This is a genomic window from Streptomyces sp. UC4497 (assembly GCF_054871485.1).
This window is the reverse complement of record NZ_JBTYHB010000012.1, coordinates 152,822-174,922: the sequence shown is the minus strand read 5'-3', so window position 1 is coordinate 174,922 and position 22,101 is coordinate 152,822. Positions and strand designations below refer to the sequence as shown.

16 protein-coding genes are annotated in these 22,101 nt (G+C 72.6%); 7 read left to right on the top strand and 9 right to left on the bottom strand.

All coding sequences use genetic code 11. From position 1 onward, the window contains the following. Window positions 1–88 precede the first annotated feature (88 nt). Window positions 89–1,012 (top strand): oxidoreductase, encoded by a 924-nt coding sequence (locus tag ACYSUO_RS19300; protein ID WP_461777383.1) that lies wholly within the window; start codon window positions 89–91, stop codon window positions 1,010–1,012. Between the two features lie 84 nt (window positions 1,013–1,096). Here the strand turns inward: ACYSUO_RS19300 and ACYSUO_RS19295 are convergent, their stop codons facing one another. From ACYSUO_RS19295 to ACYSUO_RS19280, 4 genes are all read right to left on the bottom strand, one after another. Then, the gene (locus ACYSUO_RS19295) at window positions 1,097–2,392 is read right to left on the bottom strand and encodes an LPXTG cell wall anchor domain-containing protein (protein WP_461777382.1); all 1,296 of its coding nucleotides are present in this window, start codon (window positions 2,390–2,392) and stop codon (window positions 1,097–1,099) included. A gap of 212 nt (window positions 2,393–2,604) precedes the next feature. Continuing rightward, window positions 2,605–2,949 (bottom strand): nitrite reductase small subunit NirD, encoded by a 345-nt coding sequence (gene nirD, locus ACYSUO_RS19290; RefSeq protein WP_461777381.1) that lies wholly within the window; start codon window positions 2,947–2,949, stop codon window positions 2,605–2,607. Next, window positions 2,946–5,483, bottom strand: a complete 2,538-nt coding sequence (nirB, locus tag ACYSUO_RS19285; protein ID WP_461777380.1) for a nitrite reductase large subunit NirB — start codon at window positions 5,481–5,483, stop codon at window positions 2,946–2,948. The genes nirD and nirB overlap by 4 nt, the downstream gene beginning before the upstream one ends. A gap of 1 nt (window position 5,484) precedes the next feature. Beyond that, on the bottom strand, window positions 5,485–6,744 hold the full coding sequence (locus tag ACYSUO_RS19280) for an NAD(P)/FAD-dependent oxidoreductase (protein WP_461777379.1): 1,260 nt from the start codon (window positions 6,742–6,744) through the stop codon (window positions 5,485–5,487). A 239-nt stretch (window positions 6,745–6,983) separates the two neighbouring features. On the opposite strand from ACYSUO_RS19280, the gene ACYSUO_RS19275 reads away from it, so the two are divergent. Then, window positions 6,984–8,438, top strand: a complete 1,455-nt coding sequence (locus tag ACYSUO_RS19275; protein WP_461777378.1) for a ferredoxin reductase family protein — start codon at window positions 6,984–6,986, stop codon at window positions 8,436–8,438. A gap of 293 nt (window positions 8,439–8,731) precedes the next feature. Next, complete coding sequence (locus ACYSUO_RS19270) at window positions 8,732–9,514, top strand: sulfite exporter TauE/SafE family protein (protein ID WP_461777377.1); 783 nt, start codon at window positions 8,732–8,734, stop codon at window positions 9,512–9,514. 22 nt (window positions 9,515–9,536) lie between these two features. Here ACYSUO_RS19270 and ACYSUO_RS19265 read toward each other — a convergent pair whose 3' ends face one another. The 5 genes from ACYSUO_RS19265 to ACYSUO_RS19245 all read right to left on the bottom strand — a co-directional run bounded on the left by ACYSUO_RS19265 (window position 9,537) and on the right by ACYSUO_RS19245 (window position 16,271). Continuing rightward, complete coding sequence (locus tag ACYSUO_RS19265) at window positions 9,537–10,205, bottom strand: class F sortase (protein WP_461777376.1); 669 nt, start codon at window positions 10,203–10,205, stop codon at window positions 9,537–9,539. 100 nt (window positions 10,206–10,305) lie between these two features. Beyond that, window positions 10,306–10,851, bottom strand: coding sequence for a hypothetical protein (locus ACYSUO_RS19260; protein ID WP_461777375.1), 546 nt, complete (start codon window positions 10,849–10,851; stop codon window positions 10,306–10,308). A 124-nt stretch (window positions 10,852–10,975) separates the two neighbouring features. Beyond that, window positions 10,976–12,535 carry a M4 family metallopeptidase gene (locus tag ACYSUO_RS19255; protein WP_461777374.1) on the bottom strand — a complete coding sequence of 520 codons (1,560 nt, stop codon included), beginning with the start codon at window positions 12,533–12,535 and terminating at the stop codon, window positions 10,976–10,978. A gap of 869 nt (window positions 12,536–13,404) precedes the next feature. Beyond that, window positions 13,405–15,504: a molybdopterin oxidoreductase family protein gene (locus tag ACYSUO_RS19250; protein ID WP_461777373.1), complete on the bottom strand. Its 2,100-nt coding sequence runs from the start codon at window positions 15,502–15,504 to the stop codon at window positions 13,405–13,407. An 80-nt stretch (window positions 15,505–15,584) separates the two neighbouring features. Then, on the bottom strand, window positions 15,585–16,271 hold the full coding sequence (locus tag ACYSUO_RS19245; protein ID WP_461777372.1) for a SanA/YdcF family protein: 687 nt from the start codon (window positions 16,269–16,271) through the stop codon (window positions 15,585–15,587). 158 nt (window positions 16,272–16,429) lie between these two features. Here ACYSUO_RS19245 and ACYSUO_RS19240 point away from each other — a divergent pair, with 158 nt between their 5' ends. The 4 genes from ACYSUO_RS19240 (at window position 16,430) to dnaG (ending at window position 21,999) form a co-directional block, all read left to right on the top strand. Further along, window positions 16,430–17,314, top strand: a complete 885-nt coding sequence (locus tag ACYSUO_RS19240; RefSeq protein WP_461777371.1) for a sirohydrochlorin chelatase — start codon at window positions 16,430–16,432, stop codon at window positions 17,312–17,314. 46 nt (window positions 17,315–17,360) lie between these two features. Beyond that, complete coding sequence (locus ACYSUO_RS19235) at window positions 17,361–18,692, top strand: deoxyguanosinetriphosphate triphosphohydrolase (protein WP_461777370.1); 1,332 nt, start codon at window positions 17,361–17,363, stop codon at window positions 18,690–18,692. 78 nt (window positions 18,693–18,770) lie between these two features. Next, window positions 18,771–20,036 carry an NAD(P)/FAD-dependent oxidoreductase gene (locus tag ACYSUO_RS19230; protein WP_461777369.1) on the top strand — a complete coding sequence of 422 codons (1,266 nt, stop codon included), beginning with the start codon at window positions 18,771–18,773 and terminating at the stop codon, window positions 20,034–20,036. A 55-nt stretch (window positions 20,037–20,091) separates the two neighbouring features. Further along, window positions 20,092–21,999 carry a DNA primase gene (dnaG, locus tag ACYSUO_RS19225; RefSeq protein WP_461777368.1) on the top strand — a complete coding sequence of 636 codons (1,908 nt, stop codon included), beginning with the start codon at window positions 20,092–20,094 and terminating at the stop codon, window positions 21,997–21,999. Window positions 22,000–22,101 lie beyond the last annotated feature (102 nt).

Sequence of the window (22,101 nt, the reverse complement as noted above, 5' to 3'; positions counted from 1 at the left end):
CCCCGTGCGGGGGGTGCCGCCCTTTTCCGTGCGTGCGTACCCTTCGGTAACCCCCACTGATGACGTCCCCCCGAAGGAGAGCCGACCCATGAGCGGCTGGAGCGCGACCGACATCCCCGACCAGCAGGGCCGTACGGCGGTGGTCACCGGAGCCAACACCGGCATCGGCTACGTCACCGCACGCGAACTGGCCCGCGCGGGCGCCCACGTGGTCCTGGCCTGCCGCAGCGAACGGCGGGGCGTCGCGGCCCTGGAGCGTCTGACGTCCGAAGTGCGCGGCGCGCAGGCCGAGTTCGCGCGGCTCGACCTCGGCGACCTCGCCTCGGTACGGGGCTTCGCCGAGGCCCGTGAGGACCGCCCGCTCGACCTCCTGGTCAACAACGCGGGCGTGATGGCCCTCCCGTACGGCCGCACGGCCGACGGCTTCGAGACCCAGTTCGGCGTGAACCACCTGGGGCACTTCGCGCTGACCGGGCTGCTGCTGCCGGGACTGCTCGCGGCGCCCGCGCCCCGCGTCGTCTCCGTCTCCAGCGGGCTGCACGCTCTCGCCAACATCGACATCGCCGACCTCAACAGCGAGCGTAAGTACGGGCGTTGGGTGGCCTACGGGCGGTCCAAGACGGCCAACCTGCTGTTCGTGCACGAACTGGCGCGCCGCGTGGAGGCGGCGGGTGCGGGGCTCGTGGCGGCCGCGGCGCACCCCGGCTACGCGGCCACGGAGCTGCAGGCGCGCAGCGCCCGGATGGAGGGCCGCAGGGGCATGGAGCGGTTCTTCGAGGTCGGGAACCGGTTCTTCGGCCAGCCCGCCGCGGACGGTGCGCTGCCGACGCTGCGCGCGGCCACCGCCCCCGACGTACGGCCCGACGACTTCTACGGCCCGCGCGTGGCGATGTGGCGCGGTGCCCCCATCAAGTCCTGGCGGGCGTCGTGGACGGTCAACGACGCGGCGGGGGAGCGGCTGTGGGCCGCGTCGGAGCAGCTGACGGGAGTGAACTTCAAGGCGCTGGGCTGAACAAGGCGCTGGGCCGAACAAGACGTTGGACCGGCACCCCCTCCAGCAGGGGTGCCGGTCCAACGTCGGCTATCGGTGTGGGCCTCAGTTGTTGGCGTCGGCCTTGCGGCGGCGCATCACGTACACCGCACCGGCGCCGAGCACGACGGCGGCGCCGCCCGCCAGGCCGATCGTCGGCAGGGCGGAGGAGGAACCGGTGGAGGCGAGGGAGCCGTCCGTGGTGCCGGAGCCGTTGCCCGAGCCGGGAGTGGCGACGGGGGAGGCGCTGCCCTGCGGCTTGGGCTTGTTGCCCTCACCGGCGGGGGTGTCGGAGTTGCCGGCGCCGACCGGGTTGATCGTGAACTCGTACACGGCGACGTCGCCGACGCCGCAGCTCATGTCCTCGTTGAGGTACTGACCCAGCGCGAGGCTGGCGCCGTAGCCGGCCGGGGCCGAGCGGTCGATCGACAGGCGCAGCGGCAGGTCGACGTGCGCGCCCGCCTTCACGTTGGTGAACTCGCCCGCGTAGTCCTCCGCCGTGACGGACTTCCACTGGCCGCCCTGCTTGGACTTGAGGTGCAGCTTGCTGCTGATGTCCTTGTCGGACTTGTCGATCGCACCCACGACCACGAACGGCAGCACCTCGTCGAGGGTCTGCTTGGTGTTGTTGGTCAGGCGCATCCGGAAGTCGACCGTGGAACCGGCGGCGATCTTGGAGGGCAGGCCGGAGAGCGTGGTGTTCAGCGCGGCGTCCTCCGAGCACTCGGCGGGGTCCGTCGGCTCCTCCGGCTCGCCGGGCTCGCCCGCCTCGTCCTTCGCGTCGGCGAGGGCCTTCTCGGCGGCTTCCTTCGCGGCGAGCGCGGACTTGACGTCCTTCTGGGCCTGGTCGAGCTTCCGGAGGATCTCGACCCGGTTGTCGTCGACGGCCGTCTGGGCCGCAGTGGCCTTGGCGTCGGCGGCGGTCTTGGCGGCGGCGGCGTCGGTCGCTGCGGTCTTGGCGTCGGTGAGCGCCTTCTCGGCGGCCTCCTTGGCGGCAGCGTCCTCGCCGGCGTTGGCCTCGGCCAGCTTCTGCTCCGCGGCGACGACGGCCGCGTCGGCGTCGTCCTTCGCCTTCGCGGCGGCCGCGGCCTCCTTCTTCGCGTCGGCGAGGGCGACCATGAGCGGGTGCTCCGGAGCCGTCGTGGCGTCGATCTCCTTCTCCAGGGCCTGCTCGGCGGCGACGGCCGCGCGGTACGCCGCTCTCGCCTCCTTCACAGCCTTCCGCAGCTTGGCTATGGAGGACTTCTCCTGGGTCTGCACGGTGGACTGGGTCCCGGCGTACGCCGGAGAGACGGACAGCAGCGCCACCGGAGCGGTCACGGCGGCGACTGCGGCTGTCGCGAGAATCTGACGGATCTGCACGGAACGCCCTCTGTTCGAAGTCGGAGTAAGGCGCGTGTAAGCGCTGAGGTCCGAGATCCTAGGACGGTTCGAGGGCGCCCGTGCGGGGCTTTCTGTCCGGGTGTAAGCGGTGTTCTGTGCTTACTGGAGTTGAAATATGGACAGATTGTGAAAGTTGCTCTCTATCCCTGTGTTTTCTCTGTGACTGATGTCACGGCGCCGTGCGGGCGGTGTCAACGCACCGCGTACGTCCGGACGGTGACCTCGTCGTCGTCCAGGCACCGCCCCGTCTCCAGGTCGAACCGCTGCTTCAGCAAGGGTGAGGCCACGAACGGCCGCCCCTCCGCCGAGCCGAGCAGTCCTCGCGAGAGTACGGACGCCCCGGTGAACGGGTCGGTGTTGTCGATCGCGTAGATGCGGCCCGCGCGGTCCATGAAGACCGCGGCCTGCCGGCCGTCGGGCAGCAGGACGGCGACCCCGCGCCCCGCGTCCAGGCGGGACGGTTCGCACACGGCCAACAGCTCGCCGTCCACGTCGAGTTGCACGAGAGTGGTCGTCAGTTCAGGAGCGATGGTCATCGGACAGCCAGTCCTTCCAGGGGAATCAGCGGCAGCTCGGGCTTGATCTGGTCGCGCTCGGGCATGAAGCGGACCGTCGGGTCCGGGGTGTCGGGGGCGTTGACGAAGGAGACGAAGCGGGAGAGGCGCTCGGGGTCCTCGATGGTCTCGGCCCACTCGTCGCGGTAGTGCGCGACGTGCGCCCGCATCAGGGCTTCCAGCTCGTCGCAGATGCCGAGCGAGTCGTGCACGACGACGTCCCGTACGTGGTCGAGCCCGCCCTCGATCCGCTCCAGCCAGGCCGCGGTGCGCTCCAGGCGGTCGGCGGTGCGGATGTAGAACATCAGGAACCGGTCGATGAGCCGGATCAGCTCGGCGTCGCTCAAGTCCTGGGCCAGTAGGTCGGCATGACGCGGCGTCATGCCGCCGTTGCCGCCCACGTACAGGTTCCAGCCGTTCGCGGTCGCGATGACGCCGAAGTCCTTCGACTGGGCCTCCGCGCACTCGCGGGCGCACCCGGAGACCGCCGACTTCAGCTTGTGCGGCGCCCGCAGGCCCCGGTAGCGCAGCTCCAGGTCGATCGCCATCCGGACCGAGTCCTGCACCCCGTAACGGCACCAGGTCTGCCCCACGCACGACTTCACGGTCCGCAGCGCCTTGCCGTACGCGTGCCCGGACTCGAAGCCGGCGTCCACCAACCTCGCCCAGATCATGGGCAGTTGATCGACCCGCGCGCCGAACAGGTCGATGCGCTGACCGCCCGTGATCTTCGTGTAGAGACCGAAGTCCTTCGCGACCTCCCCGATCACGATCAGCTTCTCGGGTGTGATCTCGCCGCCGGGGATCCGGGGCACGACCGAGTACGAGCCGTTCTTCTGCAGGTTGGCGAGGAAGTGGTCGTTGGTGTCCTGGAGGGCGGCCTGCTCGCCGTCGAGGACGTAGCCGTCCGCACCGATCGAGGGGGCGAGCGAGGCGATGATCGAGCCGACGGTCGGCTTGCAGATCTCGCAGCCCTCGCCGCCGCGCGCACCCTCCCTGCCGTGCTCGTCGAGGAGCTGCGCGTACGTCGTGATCCGCTTGACGCGCACGATCTCGTACAGCTGCTCGCGGGTGTGCTTGAAGCAGCCGCACAGTCCGTCGTCACCGCTCTTCGGCAGCAGCTGGCCGATGAGCTTGACGCAACTCCCGCAGCCGGTACCGGCCTTGGTGCACTTCTTCACCTCGGGCAGCGAGGTGTGCTCGCAGATCGCGCCCTTCGTGACGTTGTGGCAGGAGCAGATGACGGCGTCGTCGGGCAGCGCCTCCGGGCCGAGCTGGGCGGGTGCGCCGGCGCCCGCCGGGAGGACCAGCTGCTCGGGGGCGATCGGCGGCACGGTCCCGGTGAGCGCGCGCAGCGTCCCGTAGGCCTCCGCGTCGCCGACGAGGATGCCGCCGAGCAGCTCGCCCTCGCCGCCGATCACGAGCTTCTTGTACGTGCCCGAGCGCGAGTCCGAGTAGACGACGTCGAGGCAGCCCTCGGTGGCGCCGTGCGCGTCGCCGAACGAGGCGACGTCGACGCCGAGCAGCTTGAGCTTGGTGGAGAGGTCGGCGCCGGTGAACGACGCGTCCTCGTCGGCGATGGTGTCGGCGACCGCGAGCGCCATCTCGTAGCCGGGGGCGACGAGTCCGTACACCCGGCCGTCCGAGGCCAGCGCGCACTCGCCGATCGCGAAGATGTCGGGGTCGCTGGTGCGGCACCGCTCGTCGACGGTGATGCCGCCGCGCTCGCCCACCGACAGGCCCATGTCGCGGGCGAGTTGGTCGCGGGGACGGACACCCGCGGAGAAGACGACGAGGTCGGTGGCGAGTTCACTGCCGTCCGACAGCTTCATGCCACGCACCGCGTCCCCGTCGTCCGTGACGATCTCCTGGGTGCCGACGCCCGTGTGCACGTCGAGCCCCATGTCCGAGATGGTCCGCAGCAGGGCCGCGCCGCCGCCCTCGTCGACCTGCACCGGCATCAGGCGCGGCGCGAACTCGACGATGTGCGTGGCGAGTCCGAGCCCCTGGAGCGCGCCCGCGGCCTCGAGCCCGAGCAGGCCGCCGCCGACCACGGCGCCGACCGTCGCGTTGTTCTTCGCGTACTCCTCGATCGCGTACAGGTCCTCGATCGTCCGGTACACGAAGCAGCCGGTCGCGTCCTTGCCGGGCACCGGCGGGACGAACGGGTACGAGCCGGTGGCAAGCACCAGCGTGTCGTAGGGCACCTTGAGGCCGGAGCGTGCGTGCACGACGCGGGACTCGCGGTCGACGACCACGGCGGGGTCGCCGACGTACAGCTCGATGCCGTGCTTCTCGATGAACTCCGGGTCCGTCATGGAGAGTTCCTCGGGCGTGGTGCCCGAGAAGTACGAGGTGAGGTGCACGCGGTCGTAGGCGGGACGCGGCTCCTCGCACAGGACGACCACGCGGTGCGAGTCCGTGAGCCCGCGCTCGGCGGCGGCCTCGAGGAAACGCTGGCCGACCATGCCGTGGCCGATGAGGACGATCGTGGGCAGTGCCTTGTCGGTCGGCATGTCAGAGGCCTCCGTCGTGGGTGAGCAGGTGCAGCAGAGGCGCGCCGACAGCGTCGTCGGCGGGCAGCGATTCGTTGGACTCCCAGGCGTGTGCGAGCGCGCCGACCGTGGCCAGTTCCCCGATCAGCACCCCGCCGACGAGCCGGTCGCCGCGCACGACGACCTTCCGGTACGTGCCGCGGGTGGCGTCGGCGAGCTGCACGACGTCGTCGCCGGGCAGCGCCTCGGTCTCGCCGAACGCGGCGAGGTCCAGCGGACCTGCCTCGTGAGGGAGCGTGAGCCGGGTCAGGGTGCGGGTGCCGGTGTACCCGGGGTGCGCCGCGTCGGACCCGGTCAGCAGGTCGGCGAGCGCGTCGGCCTGTTCCAGGGCCGGGGTCGCGAGGCCGTAGACGGTGTCGGCGTGCTGGGCGCAGTCGCCGACCGCCCGGATGCGGGGATCGCTGGTGCGCAGCTCGTCGTCGACGACGATCCCCTTGCGGACGTCGAGCCCCGCGGCCTGCGCGAGACCGGCGCGCGGTCGGACGCCGCAGGCGAGGACGGTGACATCGGTGCCGAGCACGTAGCCGTCGTGCAGCTCGACGCGGCGTACGTGTCCGTCGACGACGCCGACGCCGCGCACCCGGCACTCGGTGTGGATCTCCACGCCGAGCGCGGTGAGATGGCGGCGGACGAGTTCGGAGGAGCCCGGGTCGAGCTGGCGCTCCATCAGCCGCTCGGACTGCTGGGTGAGGACCACCTGCGCGCCGCGTCGGGCGAGCGCGCGGGCCGCCGAGACCCCGAGGAGGCCGCCGCCGATGACGACGGCGCGGGTGCCATCGGTGACGGCCTCGGTCAGCGCCAGGCAGTCGTCCATCGTGCGGAACGCGTGGACGCCGCCCGGCAGTTCGGTGGCATCGGGCGCGAACAGGCCGCGCAGCGGAGGCAGTACCGGGTTCGAGCCGGTGGCGAGGACGAGGGTGTCGTAGCCGACCTCGTCCCCGTTCTCGCACTGCACGAGCCGCCGCTCGCGGTCGATGCGGACGGCGCGGGTGCGCAGGTGCGGCCCGGTGGCGCGGGGCAGCTCGATGACCTCCGGCGCGTACGTCCCGGCCAGCACCTCCGCGAGCAGCACGCGGTTGTACGGGGCGTGCGTCTCCTCGCCGATCAGCATGGCCCGCTCGCCCAGGCGGTGGGCGATACGGGTCCCGGCGAGGCCGGTGCCGATGACGACGACGCGGCCGGGGCCGGTCGTGGCGTCGTCGTGCTCGTACGGTGCGGTCATGCTTCGCAGCGTGCGGGGCGGGTGTTTCTCGGTGGCGTCTCCTTCGTTTCCCACGAGGAACGCTGCGCTCAGCGGGGGGCGGGTGACGGTGTGAGGGTTCCGTACGGGCGCGGCGGCGGGCCTGTGAGGGGCGGTTCGCCGCCGATGGCTTAACCCGTGTTCAGTCCGCCCTCAAGAGCGCCTTAAGGATCGGCCGTACGGCGCTGACCAGCCGAAATCCGGTCCCCTCGGAACCTAGTGTGCCGGTCGTGACCACCAAGGCCGTCGATCCCGAACTCGCCCGCTACCCCGCTCTGGCGTCCTACCGCAGGCAGACCGAGCCGCGCCGCAAGGCCCCGCCGATCCCGCCGCGCCCCCGCAGGGCACCCCGCGTGCGGCCCGCCGCGCCCGCCCGGCTCACCGCGTACCAGCTGCGGGCCGGGATCCGCGCGGGCGCGCTGCTCGTGACCGCCCTGTGGATGGCGCAGGTCCGCCCCTCGGCACGGATCGACGCGCTGTTCACGACCGGCGCCCATCTGACCGGACTGCTCGCCGGGTACGGAATCCTGGTCATGCTCTTCCTCATGGCCCGGGTGCCCGCCGTCGAACACGGCATCGGCGCCGACCGGCTCGCCCGCCACCACGCGCGCGGCGGCCGCCACGTCCTCACCCTCTGCGCCGCCCACGTCCTGCTCGCCCTGTGCGGGTACGCGGCGCACACCGGAACCGACCTGGTCGGCACGGTCACCGAACTGCTCGGCTACCCGGGGCTCGCCGCCGCCGCGGCCGGCACCGCGCTGTTCGCCGCGGTCGGCGTGAGCAGCGCCCGCGCCGTCCGCCGCCGCGTCGGGCACGGCGCGTGGCGTGGGCTGCACCTGCTGACGTACATCGCCGCCGCGCTGGCCTTCGCCCACCAGCTGTCCGGACCCGACATCGCGTCCAATGCGCTCAGCCTCGGACTGTGGTCGCTGCTGCACGCAGTCGTCGCGGTGCTGCTCGTCTGGTACCGGCTGGTCGTGCCGGTGCGGCAGGCGCTGCGGCACCGGCTGCGGATCGTCGACGTACGGCAGGAGGGCCCCGGCGTCGCCTCGGTCCTGATGCGCGGCACCGACCTGGGCCGACTGCGTGCGGAACCGGGCCAGTTCCTGCGCTGGCGGTTCCTGACGCGGCGGCTGTGGCACACGGCGCTGCCGTTCTCCCTGTCCGCGCCGGTCGACGGAGACCACATCCGGATCACCGTGAAGGCCGTCGGAGACCACACCCGGCGGGTACGGAGGCTGCGGCCCGGGGTGCGGGTGGTCGCGACCGGACCGTTCGGCGCGCTCACGGCGCACCGCCGCACCCGGCGCAAGGTGCTGCTGCTCGCCGGGGGAGTGGGCATCACGCCGCTGCGGGCGCTGTTCGAGACGCTCCCCGGCGAACCCGGGGACATCACACTCCTCTACCGCGCGAGCAACGCCGAACAGCTGGTCCTGCGCGAGGAGTTGGAGGCCATCGCCCGCACCCGCAAGGCGGCCCTGCACTACCTCCTCGGCCCCTCGGGCGCGGCCTTCGACTCCCTGGCCCCGGGGGCCCTGCGCGACCTCGTGCCCGAACTCGCCGACCACGACGTCTACTTGTGCGGCCCGCCCGGAATGACGCAGACGGCGACGGCGGCACTGACCCGGGCCGGCGTCCCCGAGAACCGCATCCACGCGGAGTCCTTCACGTACTGACGCGCCCCACCCGCCCCGTCTACCGGAGAAGAGAAGACACACCGCCATGGGCCGCCACACCAGACCCACCCGCACCGCACACGCCCCCACGATCCAGGCCCGCCGCAGGCTCACCGCCGGGCTCGCCTCGGCCAGCGCCGTGGTCGCGGCGTGCCTCGCGCTCACCGTCGAACCGGCGGCGCCCCCGGCCCCCGACCGGGCCGTCCCACATACCGGTACGGAACCCTCAGATCAACCTCAGCCTTCCAGGGGGCCGTGGGCCGTGCAGGCGGCGGATCCGTAGAGTCCCGATCATGCCTGACATATCCCTGACCACCGTCGTCGTGCTGTGCATCGCCGCGCTCGCGGCGGGCTGGGTCGACGCGGTGGTGGGCGGCGGCGGACTGCTCCTGCTCCCGGCCCTTCTCCTCGGTCTGCCGAACTCCGCCGCGGCGGGCCACGCCCTCGGCACCAACAAGGCCGTCGCCATCGTCGGCACCACCGGCGCCGCCGTCACCTACGCCCGCAAGGCCCCCGTCGACGTACGGCTCGCTGTACGCATCGGCGTCGCGGCCCTCGCCGGATCGACCTTCGGGGCGCTGCTCGCGACGGGCATGAGCACGGAGGTGCTGAAGCCCATCGTGATGGTGGTGCTCGTGGCGGTGGGCGCGTTCGTGATCTTCCGCCCGGCGTTCGGCACGGCGCCGACGGCGGTCCCCGCCTCGCCCCGCCGGATCTGGGCGGCCATCGGCTTCGCGGGCCTCGGCATCGGCTTCTACGACGGCCTGATCGGACCGGGCACCGGTACGTTCCTGGTCCTCGCCCTGACCGCGATCCTCCACCTCGACCTGGTCACCGCCTCCGCCACCGCGAAGATCGTCAACTGCTGCACCAACGCGGGCGCGTTGGCGATGTTCGCCTGGAAGGGCCAGGTGTACTGGCAGCTCGCGGGCCTGATGGCGGTGTTCAACCTGGCGGGCGGCATGGTGGGCGCGCACACCGCGCTGAAGCGGGGCGCCGGGTTCGTGCGGGTGGTGCTGCTGACGGTGGTGTGCGCGCTGGTGGTGAAGATGGCGTACGAGCAGTGGGTGGCGTGAGCCGCATTGTTGCGGTCGGTGGTCAGCGGCTGCCCGTCAGGTGCGCGAAGACGACGACGTTCCCCTGATAGCCCGTCTTGCGTGAGTACGGGCCGCCGCAGGTGATCACCCGGAGTTCGGGTCGGCGGGCCGCGCCGTACACCTTCGCGTCGGGGAAGTGCTTCGTGTCGTACACCTCGACCGCGTCCACCGTGAACACCGCCGCCGAACCGTCCCGCCGTTCCACCTCGATCGTGCGGCCGCGCTTCAGCGAGCCCAGGGCGTAGAAGACGGACGGGCCGCGCGCGTTGTCGACGTGGCCCGCGACCACCGCCGTACCCGTCTCTCCGGGCTTGGTGCCCGCCTCGTACCAGCCCGCGAGGTTCTTGTTGCCGGCCGGAGGCACGTCGAGGCTGCCGGAGCGGGTCAGGTCCAGGCCCATCAGAGGGGCGTCGACCTCGATCGACGGGATGCGGATGCGGTCCGGCGGGGACGGGGCCAGGGGAGCGGCGGCCGGTGGTTCGCGGCCGGTGTCGACGTGGGCCTGTGCGGCGGACGGCTGGGGCGGCGGCTGCCCCTCCGCCCCGCCGGCCAGGAGCCAGGCGCCGGCGGCGAGGGCCAGGGCGGTGGCTGCTCCTATGGTCGCGTTGACGCGGTTCGTGGCGCGCGGGCGCGGGCGCGTGTGCGTGCCGGTGCGCTTGGGGGTGCGCATGGGGGCTGGGGTTCCTCGCAGTTCTTCATGGGGCGGTTCTTCACCGGCTCGCGGGGCGGTTCTCCGGGAGCCGGGCGGGGAGAGAGGGGGCGCCCCGGGCTCAGATGCGGTCGCCGCGCGCCCTGCGGTGCAGCAGCCAGGTGCCGCCCGCGGCGGCAAGCGCCAGCGCCGCGACGCCGGCGGAGGTCCGCGTGGGTTCGGGGCCGAGCGCGCCGCCGACGCCCGTGTTCACGTGCCCCTTGGGGAGCTGGGCCACGGAGGTGCCGGTGCCGGTCACGGAGACGATGAGGTCGCCCGTCACCTCGGGGCCGCCCGCGCACTTCGCGACGATCTCGTACGTTCCCGGCTGCGCGGAGACCGGGATCCGGAAGCGGCCTGTGGCGTTCGAGGCGTTCGGGGCGGCCGGCGCCAGCGTGAAGGTGCCCGCGCCGACCGCGCTGGCGTCACCGGTCGCCGTGTCGCTCCCGCCGCACGCGGTGGTGCCCACCGTGACCCGGTCGCCCGGGGCGGCCGTCGCCGGGTAGATCTCCAGGCCGCCCTGCGCGGCGGTCGCGGGGGCGGCGACGGCGAGCAGCGCCGTCGTGGCCGCGGTGGTGAGGAACGCCGCCGCGGTCAGCGGTCGGCCCATGCCCCTGCGCACGCGCATCGTCCAAGCTCCTTCGCGGGCGTCGGGCGCGCCCTGCCAAGGTCGAGGTAAGTGCCAGTCGTGGCCGCCCGCCTCCTGATGCGTGCGACCGGGTGACGGAGGCGGGCGTGCGAGTGACGACCGGTCAGTTCACCGCCACCGCCGACCAGGTGGCCGCCACCGCCGCGTACTCCTTGCCGTCCGCCCCGTACAGGTCCTTGGCGGCCTTCAGCGTCGCCGTGCGCGCGCCCTTGTAGTCCGTCGAGGACGTCATGTAGACGGTCAGCGCGCGGTACCAGATCTTGCCGAGCTTCTCCTTGCCGATGCCGGTGAGCTTCGACTTGTCGCACGTAGGGCTGTCGTTGCGGACGCCGCCGATCGTCTTCGGGCCGCTGCCCTCCGCGAGCAGGTACGCGAAGTGGTTCGCGACGCCGGAGGAGTAGTGCACGTCCAGGCCGGCCACCTTGGAGTTCCAGCAGTCCGCCGACTTGCCGTCCCGGCTCGGCCTGTCCATGAAGCGCAGCGCCGCCGTCTTCGCGCCGGGCTTGACGATCTTCTCGCCGATGAGCCAGTCGCCGGGGTCGGAGTCGTTCTTCGCGTGGAACTCGACGAGCGTCCCGAAGATGTCGGAGGTGGCTTCATTCAGGCCGCCGGACTCGCCGGAGTAGGTGAGGGCCGCGGTGGACGAGGTGACGCCGTGGGACATCTCGTGGCCCGTGACGTCGAGGGCGACGAGCGGGCCGAACGTCTTGCCGTCGCCGTCCCCGTACGTCATGCAGAAGCAATTGTCGTCCCAGAAGGCGTTGTTGTAGCTCTTCCCGTAGTGGACGCGGTTGTACGAGCCCTTGCCGTCGTCGGCTATGCCGATCCGGCCGTGGACGTCCTTGTAGTAGTCCCACGTTTGGTCGGTGCCGTACTGGGCGTCGACGGCGGCGGTGCTCCGGTCCGCGGCCTTTCCGGTGCCCCAGTGGTTGTCGGCGTCCTTGTAGACCTTGGCGGGGGCGCGCTCCAGGCAGATGCCGAGGATGCAGGTGTCGGTCTTGTTGGCGGCGTCGCCGGTGTACGTGTTGCCGCGGGTGGAGTCGTCCAGCCGGTAGTCGCCGGAGGAGGCGCGGGTGGTGGTGAGGGGGACGGTGCCGGAGTAGAGGGAGCGGCCGTCGCCCGTGGCCGTGGTGGAGGTGGCGGTTTCGAGGCTGTCCCAGGAGTCGATCCCGGCGCCGGTGGTGGCGTCGGTGAGGACCGTGCGGGCCATGGGGTTGCCGAGCGAGTCCTTCGCGGCGGCGGTCGTCCGCCAGGCCAGTTTGGGGCTTCCGTGCAGGGCGTCCACGACGAGCTGCGGCTTGGCCATGAGGCTGTGCAGCACCCTGCCGGGGTTGGCCTCGCGCAGGAGCGTCGTGGCGAGGTCCGCGGCCTTGGGGGCGGAGAGGCGGGGCGTGGTGCTCGGCACGGAGACGCTGCCGGAGACGGCGCGGTCGGTGCCCTCGTACGTGCCGTCCGCGGCCTGGTGCACGACGAAGTCCCCGCCGAGTACGGGGAGTTGACCGTACGTACGGTCGTAACGGGTGTGCCGGGTCCCGTCGGGGTCGGTGATCACGTCCCGTACGGAGGTGGCCTCGGCGGTGGTGGGGGCCGCGGTCGCCGTGGGGGCGAGGGCGAGGGTGGCGGCGAGGAGGGTGGCCAGGGTGGTGGCCCGTATGTGTCTCATCAGGCGGCTCCGTGGGGATGGTGAGACGAGCGGCGGCGACGGCTTCCTGACGCTGGTTCAGTTTTAGGCGGTCATGACAAATGGAGTCCATGGATCCGCGGTGTCGGCCCTGTGAAGGACCGGGTCACCTTCGCCCACGCCACGGGGCTCCGCCCAAGGGGAGGGCTTGCCCACGCCACGGGTCTCCGCCCCCGGTAGTCGTCCCCCTACGCCACGGGGCTCCGCCCCGGCCCCCGCGCCTCAAACGCCGGCGGGGCTGGATGTGCCGAACCGGCGTTACGGCCTCGGGGCTCCGCCCCGGCCCCGCTGCTCAATTGCCGCAGGGGCTTGATTGGCCCACCCGCCGTACGCCTCGAATTACCCACCTGCCGAAGCGGCTTGATTTGCCCCGCCCATCTCCCACCCACCCGCCCCCTCCGGGGGCGTCGGCCCGACGGGGCGCCCGCCCCGCCCGGGGCAACTTGCCGCCTGGGCCTACGGGTGGCCGCCGTCCGACCGGGGCAACTTGCCGCGCAGGTCCACGTGTGGCCGCCCCCGCCTTGGGCAATCTGCCGCCTTGGGCGGCAGGGTGGGCAAGGCGGCGCCCGGTGCGGCGCACCAGTTACGAGGGGTTCGGCCCCGGCCGACGTGGCGAGTCCCCGGTGCGGCGCACCAGTTGTGAGGGGCCCGGCCCCGGACAAGGCGGCGGCCGGTGCCGCGCGCCAGTTACGAGAGGCCCGGCCCCGGCCGACCTGGCGAGACCCCGGTGCCGCGCACCAGTTACGAGAGGCCCGGCCCCGGCCGACCTGGCGAGACCCCGGTGCCGCGCACCACGCACGACGGCCCCCGCCCCGCCGCAGGTGACACGGAACCGGTGCTGCGCAGCACCGTCACCCCACCCGCTCCACCCGCACCGCACACACCTTGAACTCCGGCATCCGGGACGTGGGGTCGAGCGCCGGATTGGTCAACGTGTTGGCCCGCCCCGCCCCCGGCCAGTGGAACGGCATGAAGAGGGTGTCCGGGCGAATCGTGGAGGTGAGGCGCGCCGGCGCCTCGACCCGGCCACGGCGCGACGTCACCGCGACCACGTCCCCCTGCCCGACCCCGAGCCGCCCCGCGAGCCGCGGATGCAGCTCCACGAACGCCCCGGGCGCCGCCTTGTTGAGCTCCGGCACCCGCCGCGTCTGGGCCCCGGACTGGTACTGGGCCACGACCCGCCCCGTCGTCAGATACAGCGGATACTCCGCGTCCGGCTCCTCCGCCGCGGGCCGATGCGCCACCGGCACGAACCGCGCCCGCCCGTCCTCCGTGGCGAACCGTTCGAGGAAGAGCCGCGGCGTCCCGGACCCACCGGGCTCGGCGACCGCGTCGTCCGAGGAGTACGGCCAGAAGATCCCGTCCCCCTCGGCCAGCCTGTCGTAGCTGATCCCGGAGTAGTCCGCGGGACCGCCCGCCGACGCCCGCCGCAACTCGTCGAACACCTCCCGCGCATCCGTCGGGAAGCCCTTCTCCAGGTCGGGCGCGAGACGGGCCGCGAGTTCCTGGAGGACATAAAGGTCCGTACGCACCCCCGGAGGGGGTGTAAGGGCGCGCTGCCGCAGCAGCACCCGCCCCTCCAGGTTCGTCACCGTGCCCGTCTCCTCGGCCCACTGCGTCACCGGCAGGACCACGTCGGCCAGTTCGGCGGTCTCGGAGAGGACGACATCGGCGACGGCCAGGAAGTCCAGCGAACGGATCCGGGACTCGACGTGCGCCGCGCGCGGCGCCGAGACCACCGGGTTCGAGCCCATCAGCAGCAGCGCCCGGATGTCACCGCCCAGCGCGTCGAGCAGCTCGTACGCCGACCGGCCAGGGCCCGGCAGCGTGTCCGGGTCCACGCCCCAGACCTCCGCCACATGCGCCCGCGCCGCCGGATCCGTGAGCTTGCGGTAGCCGGGCAGCTGGTCCGCCTTCTGGCCGTGCTCGCGGCCGCCCTGACCGTTGCCCTGACCCGTCAGGCACCCGTAACCGGAGTACGGCGTGCCCGGCCGCCCCGTCGCGAGCGCCAGGTTGATCCACGCGCCGACCGTGTCCGTGCCCTTGGACTGCTGCTCGGGCCCGCGCGCGGTGAGGACCATCGCCCGCTCGGCCGCCGTGAACATGCCGACCGCCTCGCGCAGTTGGGGCACCGGCACGCCCGTGACCCGCTCCACGTACTCCGGCCAGTGCGCCATCGCCGCCGACCGGGCCTCCTCCCACCCCTGCGTACGGCCGCGTACGTACTCCTCGTCGACCCGGCCCTCCGCCACCACCAGGTGCAGCATCCCGAGCGCGAGCGCCAGGTCCGTGCCGGGGCGGGGCGCCAGGTGCAGGTCCGCCTGGTCCGCGGTGCGGGTGCGGCGGGGGTCGATCACGATCAACGTGCCGCCGTTGGCCTTGAGTTCGCTGAGGTAGCGCAGGGCCGGGGGCATGGTCTCGGCGAGGTTCGAGCCGACCAGGATCACGCAGCCCGTACGCGGAATGTCCTCCAGCGGGAACGGCAGACCCCGGTCCAGGCCGAACGCCTTCTGCCCGGCGGCCGCCGCCGACGACATGCAGAACCGGCCGTTGTAGTCGATCTGCGACGTGCCGAGCACGATGCGGGCGAACTTGCCCAGCGCGTACGCCTTCTCGTTCGTCAGGCCACCACCACCGAACACGCCGCACGCGTCCGGACCGTGCCCGGTACGCGCGCGTGCCAGACCGTCCGCGACCTTGTCCAGGGCCTCCTCCCAGGTGGCGGGTGTGAGCCGACCGGTGGCGGGGCTGCGGACCAGTGGCTCCGTGAGCCGCACCTGGGAGGAGAGCACGGAGGCGGCGCTCTGCCCCTTGCCGCACAGCGCGCCCTGGTTGACCGGGAACTCCGCGCGGCCCTCGACCGTGGGGGCTTCGGTACCGGGCAGCACGTTCATGCCGCACTGCAGGGCGCAGTACGGGCAGTGGGTGGGCGTCGCCGTGGTGTTGAGCATGCCCCTGAGGGTGCGCCGGGTGTGTTGCCGGTCGGCGCGCCTGGAGGTTACGTAGCCGGAACGAGCATCTCCCGGCCGTCCTACGGACGGCGTGAGGTCGCGCCCAGGGCCTCGCGCACGCCCCGCTCCTCGCGCCCCAGGAAGTGCGGATCAGGCCGCACCACCACATCGAGCGCCGCCTTCGCCGCCGCGAGCGTCTCCCGCGCCCCGCCCGCGTACCAGGTCACGTCGTGCGGTTCGGCGACCCCGATCCCGTACGAGGAGACGCCCGCGGCCTCGCACAGCGCCACCGCGCGCCGCGCGTGGAAGTCCTGGGTGACCAGGACGGCGCGGTCGACGCCGAAGATCTTCTTCGCGCGGACGCAGGAGTCCCAGGTGTCGAAACCCGCGTAGTCGCTGACGACGGCCCGGGACGGCACCCCGTGGCGGGTCAGGTACGCGCGCATGGCGTCGGGTTCGTCGTACTCCTCGCGGCTGTTGTCGCCCGTGACCAGGAGCACACGGACCTTTCCCGTGCGGTACAGCTCGGCCGCCGCGTCGAGCCGGTGCGCCAGGTACGGCGAGGGCTCCCCGTTCCACAGGCCCGCCCCGAACACCACCGCCACCTCGCCGCGCGGCGCGTCCGCCACCGTCCGCAGCCGGTCCCCGGTCGACACGAACAGCCAGGTCGCCGGCAGCAGCGCCAGCACACAGGCCGCCATCACCGCCTGCACCGTCCTGCGCTGCGCCCTCCTGGTACGTGGCAGGCGTGGACGTGGCAGACGCATTCGGGACCCCCGGGGCAGGCGTGGCTCGGTGCTGACAGGAGACGCGCGGCGCGGCCGCGTGGTTGCTCACCGCCGCGCGACCCGCCCCGTGAAGGACCGGCAACCACCCGTCACCGCGCGGCAACAGCCCGGCAACCGGGGACCGGCACGATCTGTTCATGACGGACGAGTCGTACGGCCCCAAGGACCACGGCACGACCTACCTGGATCACACAGTCGGCACGGCGGGACTCCTCACCATGATCAGCGACCAGCTCGGCAGCAGACTCAGTCACGTGTCCCCGCTGCGCGGGCACCGGCAGCCGCCCGCCCTCGTGCTCGTGGCGCACGGCAGCCGCGACCCACGGGCCCTCGCCACCGTCTCCGCGCTCGTCGAGCGGATACGCGAGCGACGCCCCGGCCTCACCGTCCGCCTCGGCCACATCGAGCTCAACGAGCCGCTGCTGAGCGACACCCTCGCCGACCTGCCCGCCGGCCGGGCCGTCCTCGTGCCGCTGCTCCTCTCCCGCGGCCACCACGTCAAGCACGATCTGCCGCGGGCCGCCGACGCCGCCGGGCACCTGCGCACCCGCGTCGCGGACCCGCTCGGCCCGCACCCGCTGCTCGTCGACGCCCTCCACGACCGGCTCGTCGAGGCCGGCTGGCCCGAGCGGTCCACCGACCGTGACCGCCGCCGCTCCGGAGTCGTCCTCGCCGCCGCCGGATCCCGCGACCCGCATGCTGCCGACGACGTCCGCCGCACGGCCGCGCTCCTCGCCGACCGCCTCGGCGTCCCCGTCGTAGCCGGATACGCCTCCGCCACCGCCCCCGACGTCGCCACGGCCGCGCGCTCCCTCGCCGCACGCGGCCGCGACCGGATCGCCGTCGCCTCCTACTTCACCGCCCCCGGCCGCTTCGCCACGGAGACCGCCGCGGCCGCACCCGGCATCGCCGCGGCCCCGCTCGGCACCCACCCGTCCCTGGCCCGCCTCGTCCTGCACCGCTACGACCGGGCCCCGGCCACCACCGCGTACGCCCCTGTGGCGCAGACCGCATCCGTCTGAGCCATCACAAGCCCCGGTTGTCGGTGGCTGCCCTTACTGTCAGGACATGGAAGGCAGCGACACATACGACGAGGTGGCGGTCGAGCGCTGGGCCCCCGAGCCCGACAAGCGCCCGGGGCGCACGGCGTTCCAGCGCGACCGGGCCAGGGTGCTGCACTCGTCGGCGCTGCGCCGCCTCGCGGGCAAGACCCAGGTCGTCACGCCCGGCACCCTCGGCCACCACTGGGACGCGAGCCCGCGCACACGGCTCACGCACTCCCTCGAATGCGCGCAGGTGGGGCGGGAGTTGGGCGCCGCGCTCGGCTGCGACCCCGACCTCGTCGAGACGGCCTGCCTCTCGCACGACCTGGGCCACCCGCCCTTCGGGCACAACGGCGAGCAGGCGCTCAACGAGGTGGCGGAGGACTGCGGCGGCTTCGAGGGGAACGCGCAGTCGCTGCGCCTGCTGACCCGCATCGAGCCCAAGCGCTTCGCGCGCAGCGACAGTTCCGGCGAGCTGACCAGCGTAGGCCTGAACCTGACGCGGGCCGCCCTGGACGCCGCGACGAAGTACCCGTGGCCGCGCGGCGAGCACCCCAGTGACCCCGAGTCGCTGAAATTCGGGGTCTACGAGGACGACCGCCCGGTCTTCGACTGGATCAGGAAGACGTCTCCCGGCCGCCGCACCTGCTTCGAGGCGCAGGTCATGGACTGGTCGGACGACGTGGCGTACTCCGTGCACGACCTCGAAGACGGCCTGCACGCGGGACACTTGGATCCGAACGTGCTGCACGCCGAGCCCGAGCGCGCCGACATCTTCGCCGTCGCCATCGGCCGCTACGTTCCCGAGGACACGGATCCCGCCGAGCTCTCCGCCGCCCTCGACCGCCTCCTCGACCAGGAGTGGTGGCCGCACGGCTACGACGGCACGGCGGTCGCCCAGGCCGGGCTGAAGGACGCGACCAGCCAGCTGATCGGGCGTTTCTGCCTCGCCGCCGAGGCCGCGACACGCGCGAGACACGGCACGGGCCGTTTGACACGGTACGGGGCCGAGCTGGTGGTCCCGCGCGCCGCCCGGTACGAGTGCGCGGTGCTCAAGGCGGTCGCCGACCGGTATGTGATGCAGCGCCCCCAGCAGGAGCGGCTCCGGGCCGATCAGCGCATCGTGGTCGCCGAGTTGGCGCAGGCGCTCGTCGCCCGCGCGCCCGACGGCCTCGACCCGCAGTTCCGCGCCCTCTTCGACGCGGCGCCCGACGACCGCGCGAAGAAGCGGGTGATCGTCGATCAGATCGCCTCCCTGACCGACGCCTCGGCCCGTTCCCTTCACGCGCGGCTTACCGTCGCCGGGCATCATCGAGAGGGAGACGCGACCACTGGGCGTGACGAAAAGATGCCCTGATCGGGCCACGCCCCCTTCCCGCATTACGCTGCGTGCGGGACGCTCGCATATGACGGCATGGCAATGAGGAGGCATCAAGTGGTCGACGCGGACCAGACGTTCGTCATCGTCGGGGGAGGGCTCGCCGGAGCCAAGACCGCCGAGACACTTCGCTCGGAGGGGTTCACCGGCCGGGTGATCCTCATCGGTGACGAACGGGACCACCCGTACGAACGGCCGCCCTTGTCGAAGGGCTACCTCCAGGGCAAGGAGGACCGCGACAGCGTCTTCGTCCACGAACCGGCCTGGTACGCGAGCAACGACATCGAGCTGCACCTCGGCCAGACGGTCACCACGATCGACCGCACGGAGAAGACCGTGCTGCTCGGCGAGGGCACCGTCGTCCGCTACGACAAGCTGCTCCTCGCCACCGGAGCCGAGCCGCGCCGCCTCGACATCCCCGGCACCCACCTCGCGGGCGTCCACCACCTGCGCCGCCTCGCCCACGCCGAGCGCCTCAAGGGCGTACTCGCCTCGCTCGGCAGGGACAACGGCCACCTGGTGATCGCCGGCGCCGGCTGGATCGGCCTGGAGGTCGCCGCGGCCGCCCGTGAGTACGGCGCGGAGGTCACCATCGTCGAGCCCGAGGCCACGCCGCTGCACTCCGTGCTCGGCCCCGAGGTCGGCCAGATCTTCGCCGAGCTGCACGGCGACCACGGCGTCCGCTTCCACTTCGGCGCCAGGCTCACCGAGATCACCGGCCAGGACGGCATGGTCCTCGCCGCCCTCACCGACGACGGCGAGGAGCACCCCGCCCACGACGTGCTGGCCGCGATCGGCGCCGCCCCGCGCACCGGGCTCGCCGAGGCCGCGGGCCTGGAGCTCGCCGACCGGGCGCACGGCGGCGGCATCGCCGTGGACGCGACGCTGCGCACCTCCGACCCCGACATCTACGCCGCGGGCGACGTGGCGGCGGTCCGGCACCCGCTCTTCGACGACCGGCTGCGCGTCGAGCACTGGGCGAACGCGCTGAACGGCGGCCCTGCCGCGGCCCGCGCCATGCTCGGCAAGGACGTCAGCTACGACCGCGTGCCGTACTTCTTCTCCGACCAGTACGACCTGGGCCTGGAGTACTCGGGCTGGGCGCCCCCGGGCTCGTACGACCAGGTGGTGCTGCGCGGGGACGCGGGCAAGCGCGAGTTCATCGCGTTCTGGCTGAAGGACGGCCAGGTCCTCGCGGGGATGAACGTGAATGTGTGGGACGTCACGGAGCAGATCCAGCGGCTGATCAGGTCCGGGGCCAGGCCCGGGGTCGAACGCCTCTCGGACCCGTCGGTTCCGCTCGGTGATCTTCTGGAGCAGTGAGTTGATCTTCTGGTGCCGGGACGGAAGTGTCAGTCCGCACCCGTAGAATTGCCGCGTGGCAGGCAGGATCAATGACGAGGACGTGAAGGCTGTTCGGGACGCGGTCCCGATCGACGCCGTGGTGTCCGAGTACCTGCAGCTGCGCAACGCGGGCGGCGGAAACCTCAAGGGTCTGTGCCCGTTCCACGACGAGAAGTCCCCGTCCTTCCAGGTCAGCCCCAGTAAGGGCCTGTTCCACTGCTTCGGCTGCCAGGAGGGCGGCGACACCATCACATTCGTGATGAAGGTCGACCACCTCTCCTTCTCCGAAGTGGTGGAGCGCCTCGCCGCCCAGGCGGGCATCACGCTGCGCTACGAGGAGGGCGGGTACAACCCCACCCACCAGCGCGGCGAGCGCATCCGCCTCGTCGAGGCGCACAAGGTCGCCGCGCAGTTCTACGTCGACCAGCTGGAGTCACCCGAGGCCGAGATCGGCCGCAAGTTCCTCGCGGAGCGCGGCTTCGACCAGGCCGCGGCCCAGCACTTCGGCGTCGGATACAGCCCGGCGGGCTGGGACCACCTCACCCGCTTCCTGCGCGGCAAGGGCTTCAGCGACAAGGAGATCCTGCTCTCCGGGCTCTCCCAGGAGGGCCGCCGCGGCCCCATCGACCGGTTCCGCGGCCGCCTGATGTGGCCGATCCGCGACATCGGCGGCGAGGTCGTCGGCTTCGGCGCCCGCCGCCTGCGCGAGGACGACAACGGACCGAAGTACCTGAACACGCCCGAGACGCCGATCTACCGCAAGTCGCAGGTCCTGTACGGCATCGACCTCGCGAAGAAGGACATCGCCAAGTCCTCCCGCGCGGTCGTCGTCGAGGGGTACACGGACGTGATGGCCTGCCACCTGGCCGGCGTCACCACCGCCATCGCCACCTGCGGCACGGCGTTCGGCGGCGACCACATCAAGATCCTCCGCCGGCTCCTGATGGACAACGGCTCGGCGCGCGTGATCTTCACCTTCGACGGCGACGCGGCGGGCCAGAAGGCCGCCCTGCGCGCCTTCGAGGACGACCAGAAGTTCGCCGCCGAGACGTACATCGCGATCGCGCCGGACAACATGGACCCGTGCGACCTGCGCCTCGCCAAGGGCGACGACGCGGTCGCCGAACTGGTCGAACCCCGCACGCCGCTCTTCGAGTTCGCGCTCCGCCAGATCGTCGGCCGGTACGACCTGGAGACCCCGGCGGGCCGCGCCGCCGCGCTCGACGAGGCGGCGCCCGTCGTCGCCCGCATCAAGAACAGCGCCTCGCAGCACGAGGTCGCGGTCCAGCTCGCCGGGATGCTCGGCATCCTCGACACCCAGTTCGTGGTCAAGCGGGTCGGGCAGCTCGCCCGCTGGGCCCGCGAGCGCGGTGGCCGCGGACCCGCGCCGGCCGCCGGGCGCGGCGGTCAGGGGGCCGACCCCGCCGCCACCACGGCCCGTCCCTTCGGCGGACCGGCACTCACCCTGCGCAACCCGGTGTTCACGACCGAACGCGAACTGCTCAAACTCGCGTTGCAGTACCCGCAGTTGGTGTCCCCGGCCTTCGACGCGTACGGCGTCGACGAGTTCACGGCCGACCCGTACGCCGCCGTCCGCCAGGCCATCATGGACGCGGGCGGCGCCGAGCAGGGCGTCCACGACCCGCAGGAGTACCTGATCGCGGTGCGCGAGGCGGCGCCCGACGACGCGGTGCGGGCGATGGTGACCGAGCTCGCCGTCGAGGCCATCCGCCGCAAGACCGTCGACGAGGCGTACGCGGGGGAGCAGCTGGTGACCGTGCGCAAGCGGGCCGTCGACCGCCGCATCCGTGACGTCCAGGGCACGCTCACCCGCCTCGGCGCGGGCGGCGACCCCCACCAACTGGCCGCGGTGCAGAACGAGTTGTGGGTGCTCCAGCAGTACGGCCAGGCGCTGCGCGAGCGGGGCGCGGACGCCCTGTAGGTGCCCGCACTCCGACGCGCCGTTTGCGGCCGTTCGGATCCGGGAAAGGCGGGTAACCGTCCAGCACGGTAACCACGCGGTCACGCACCGGACTCAAAAAGT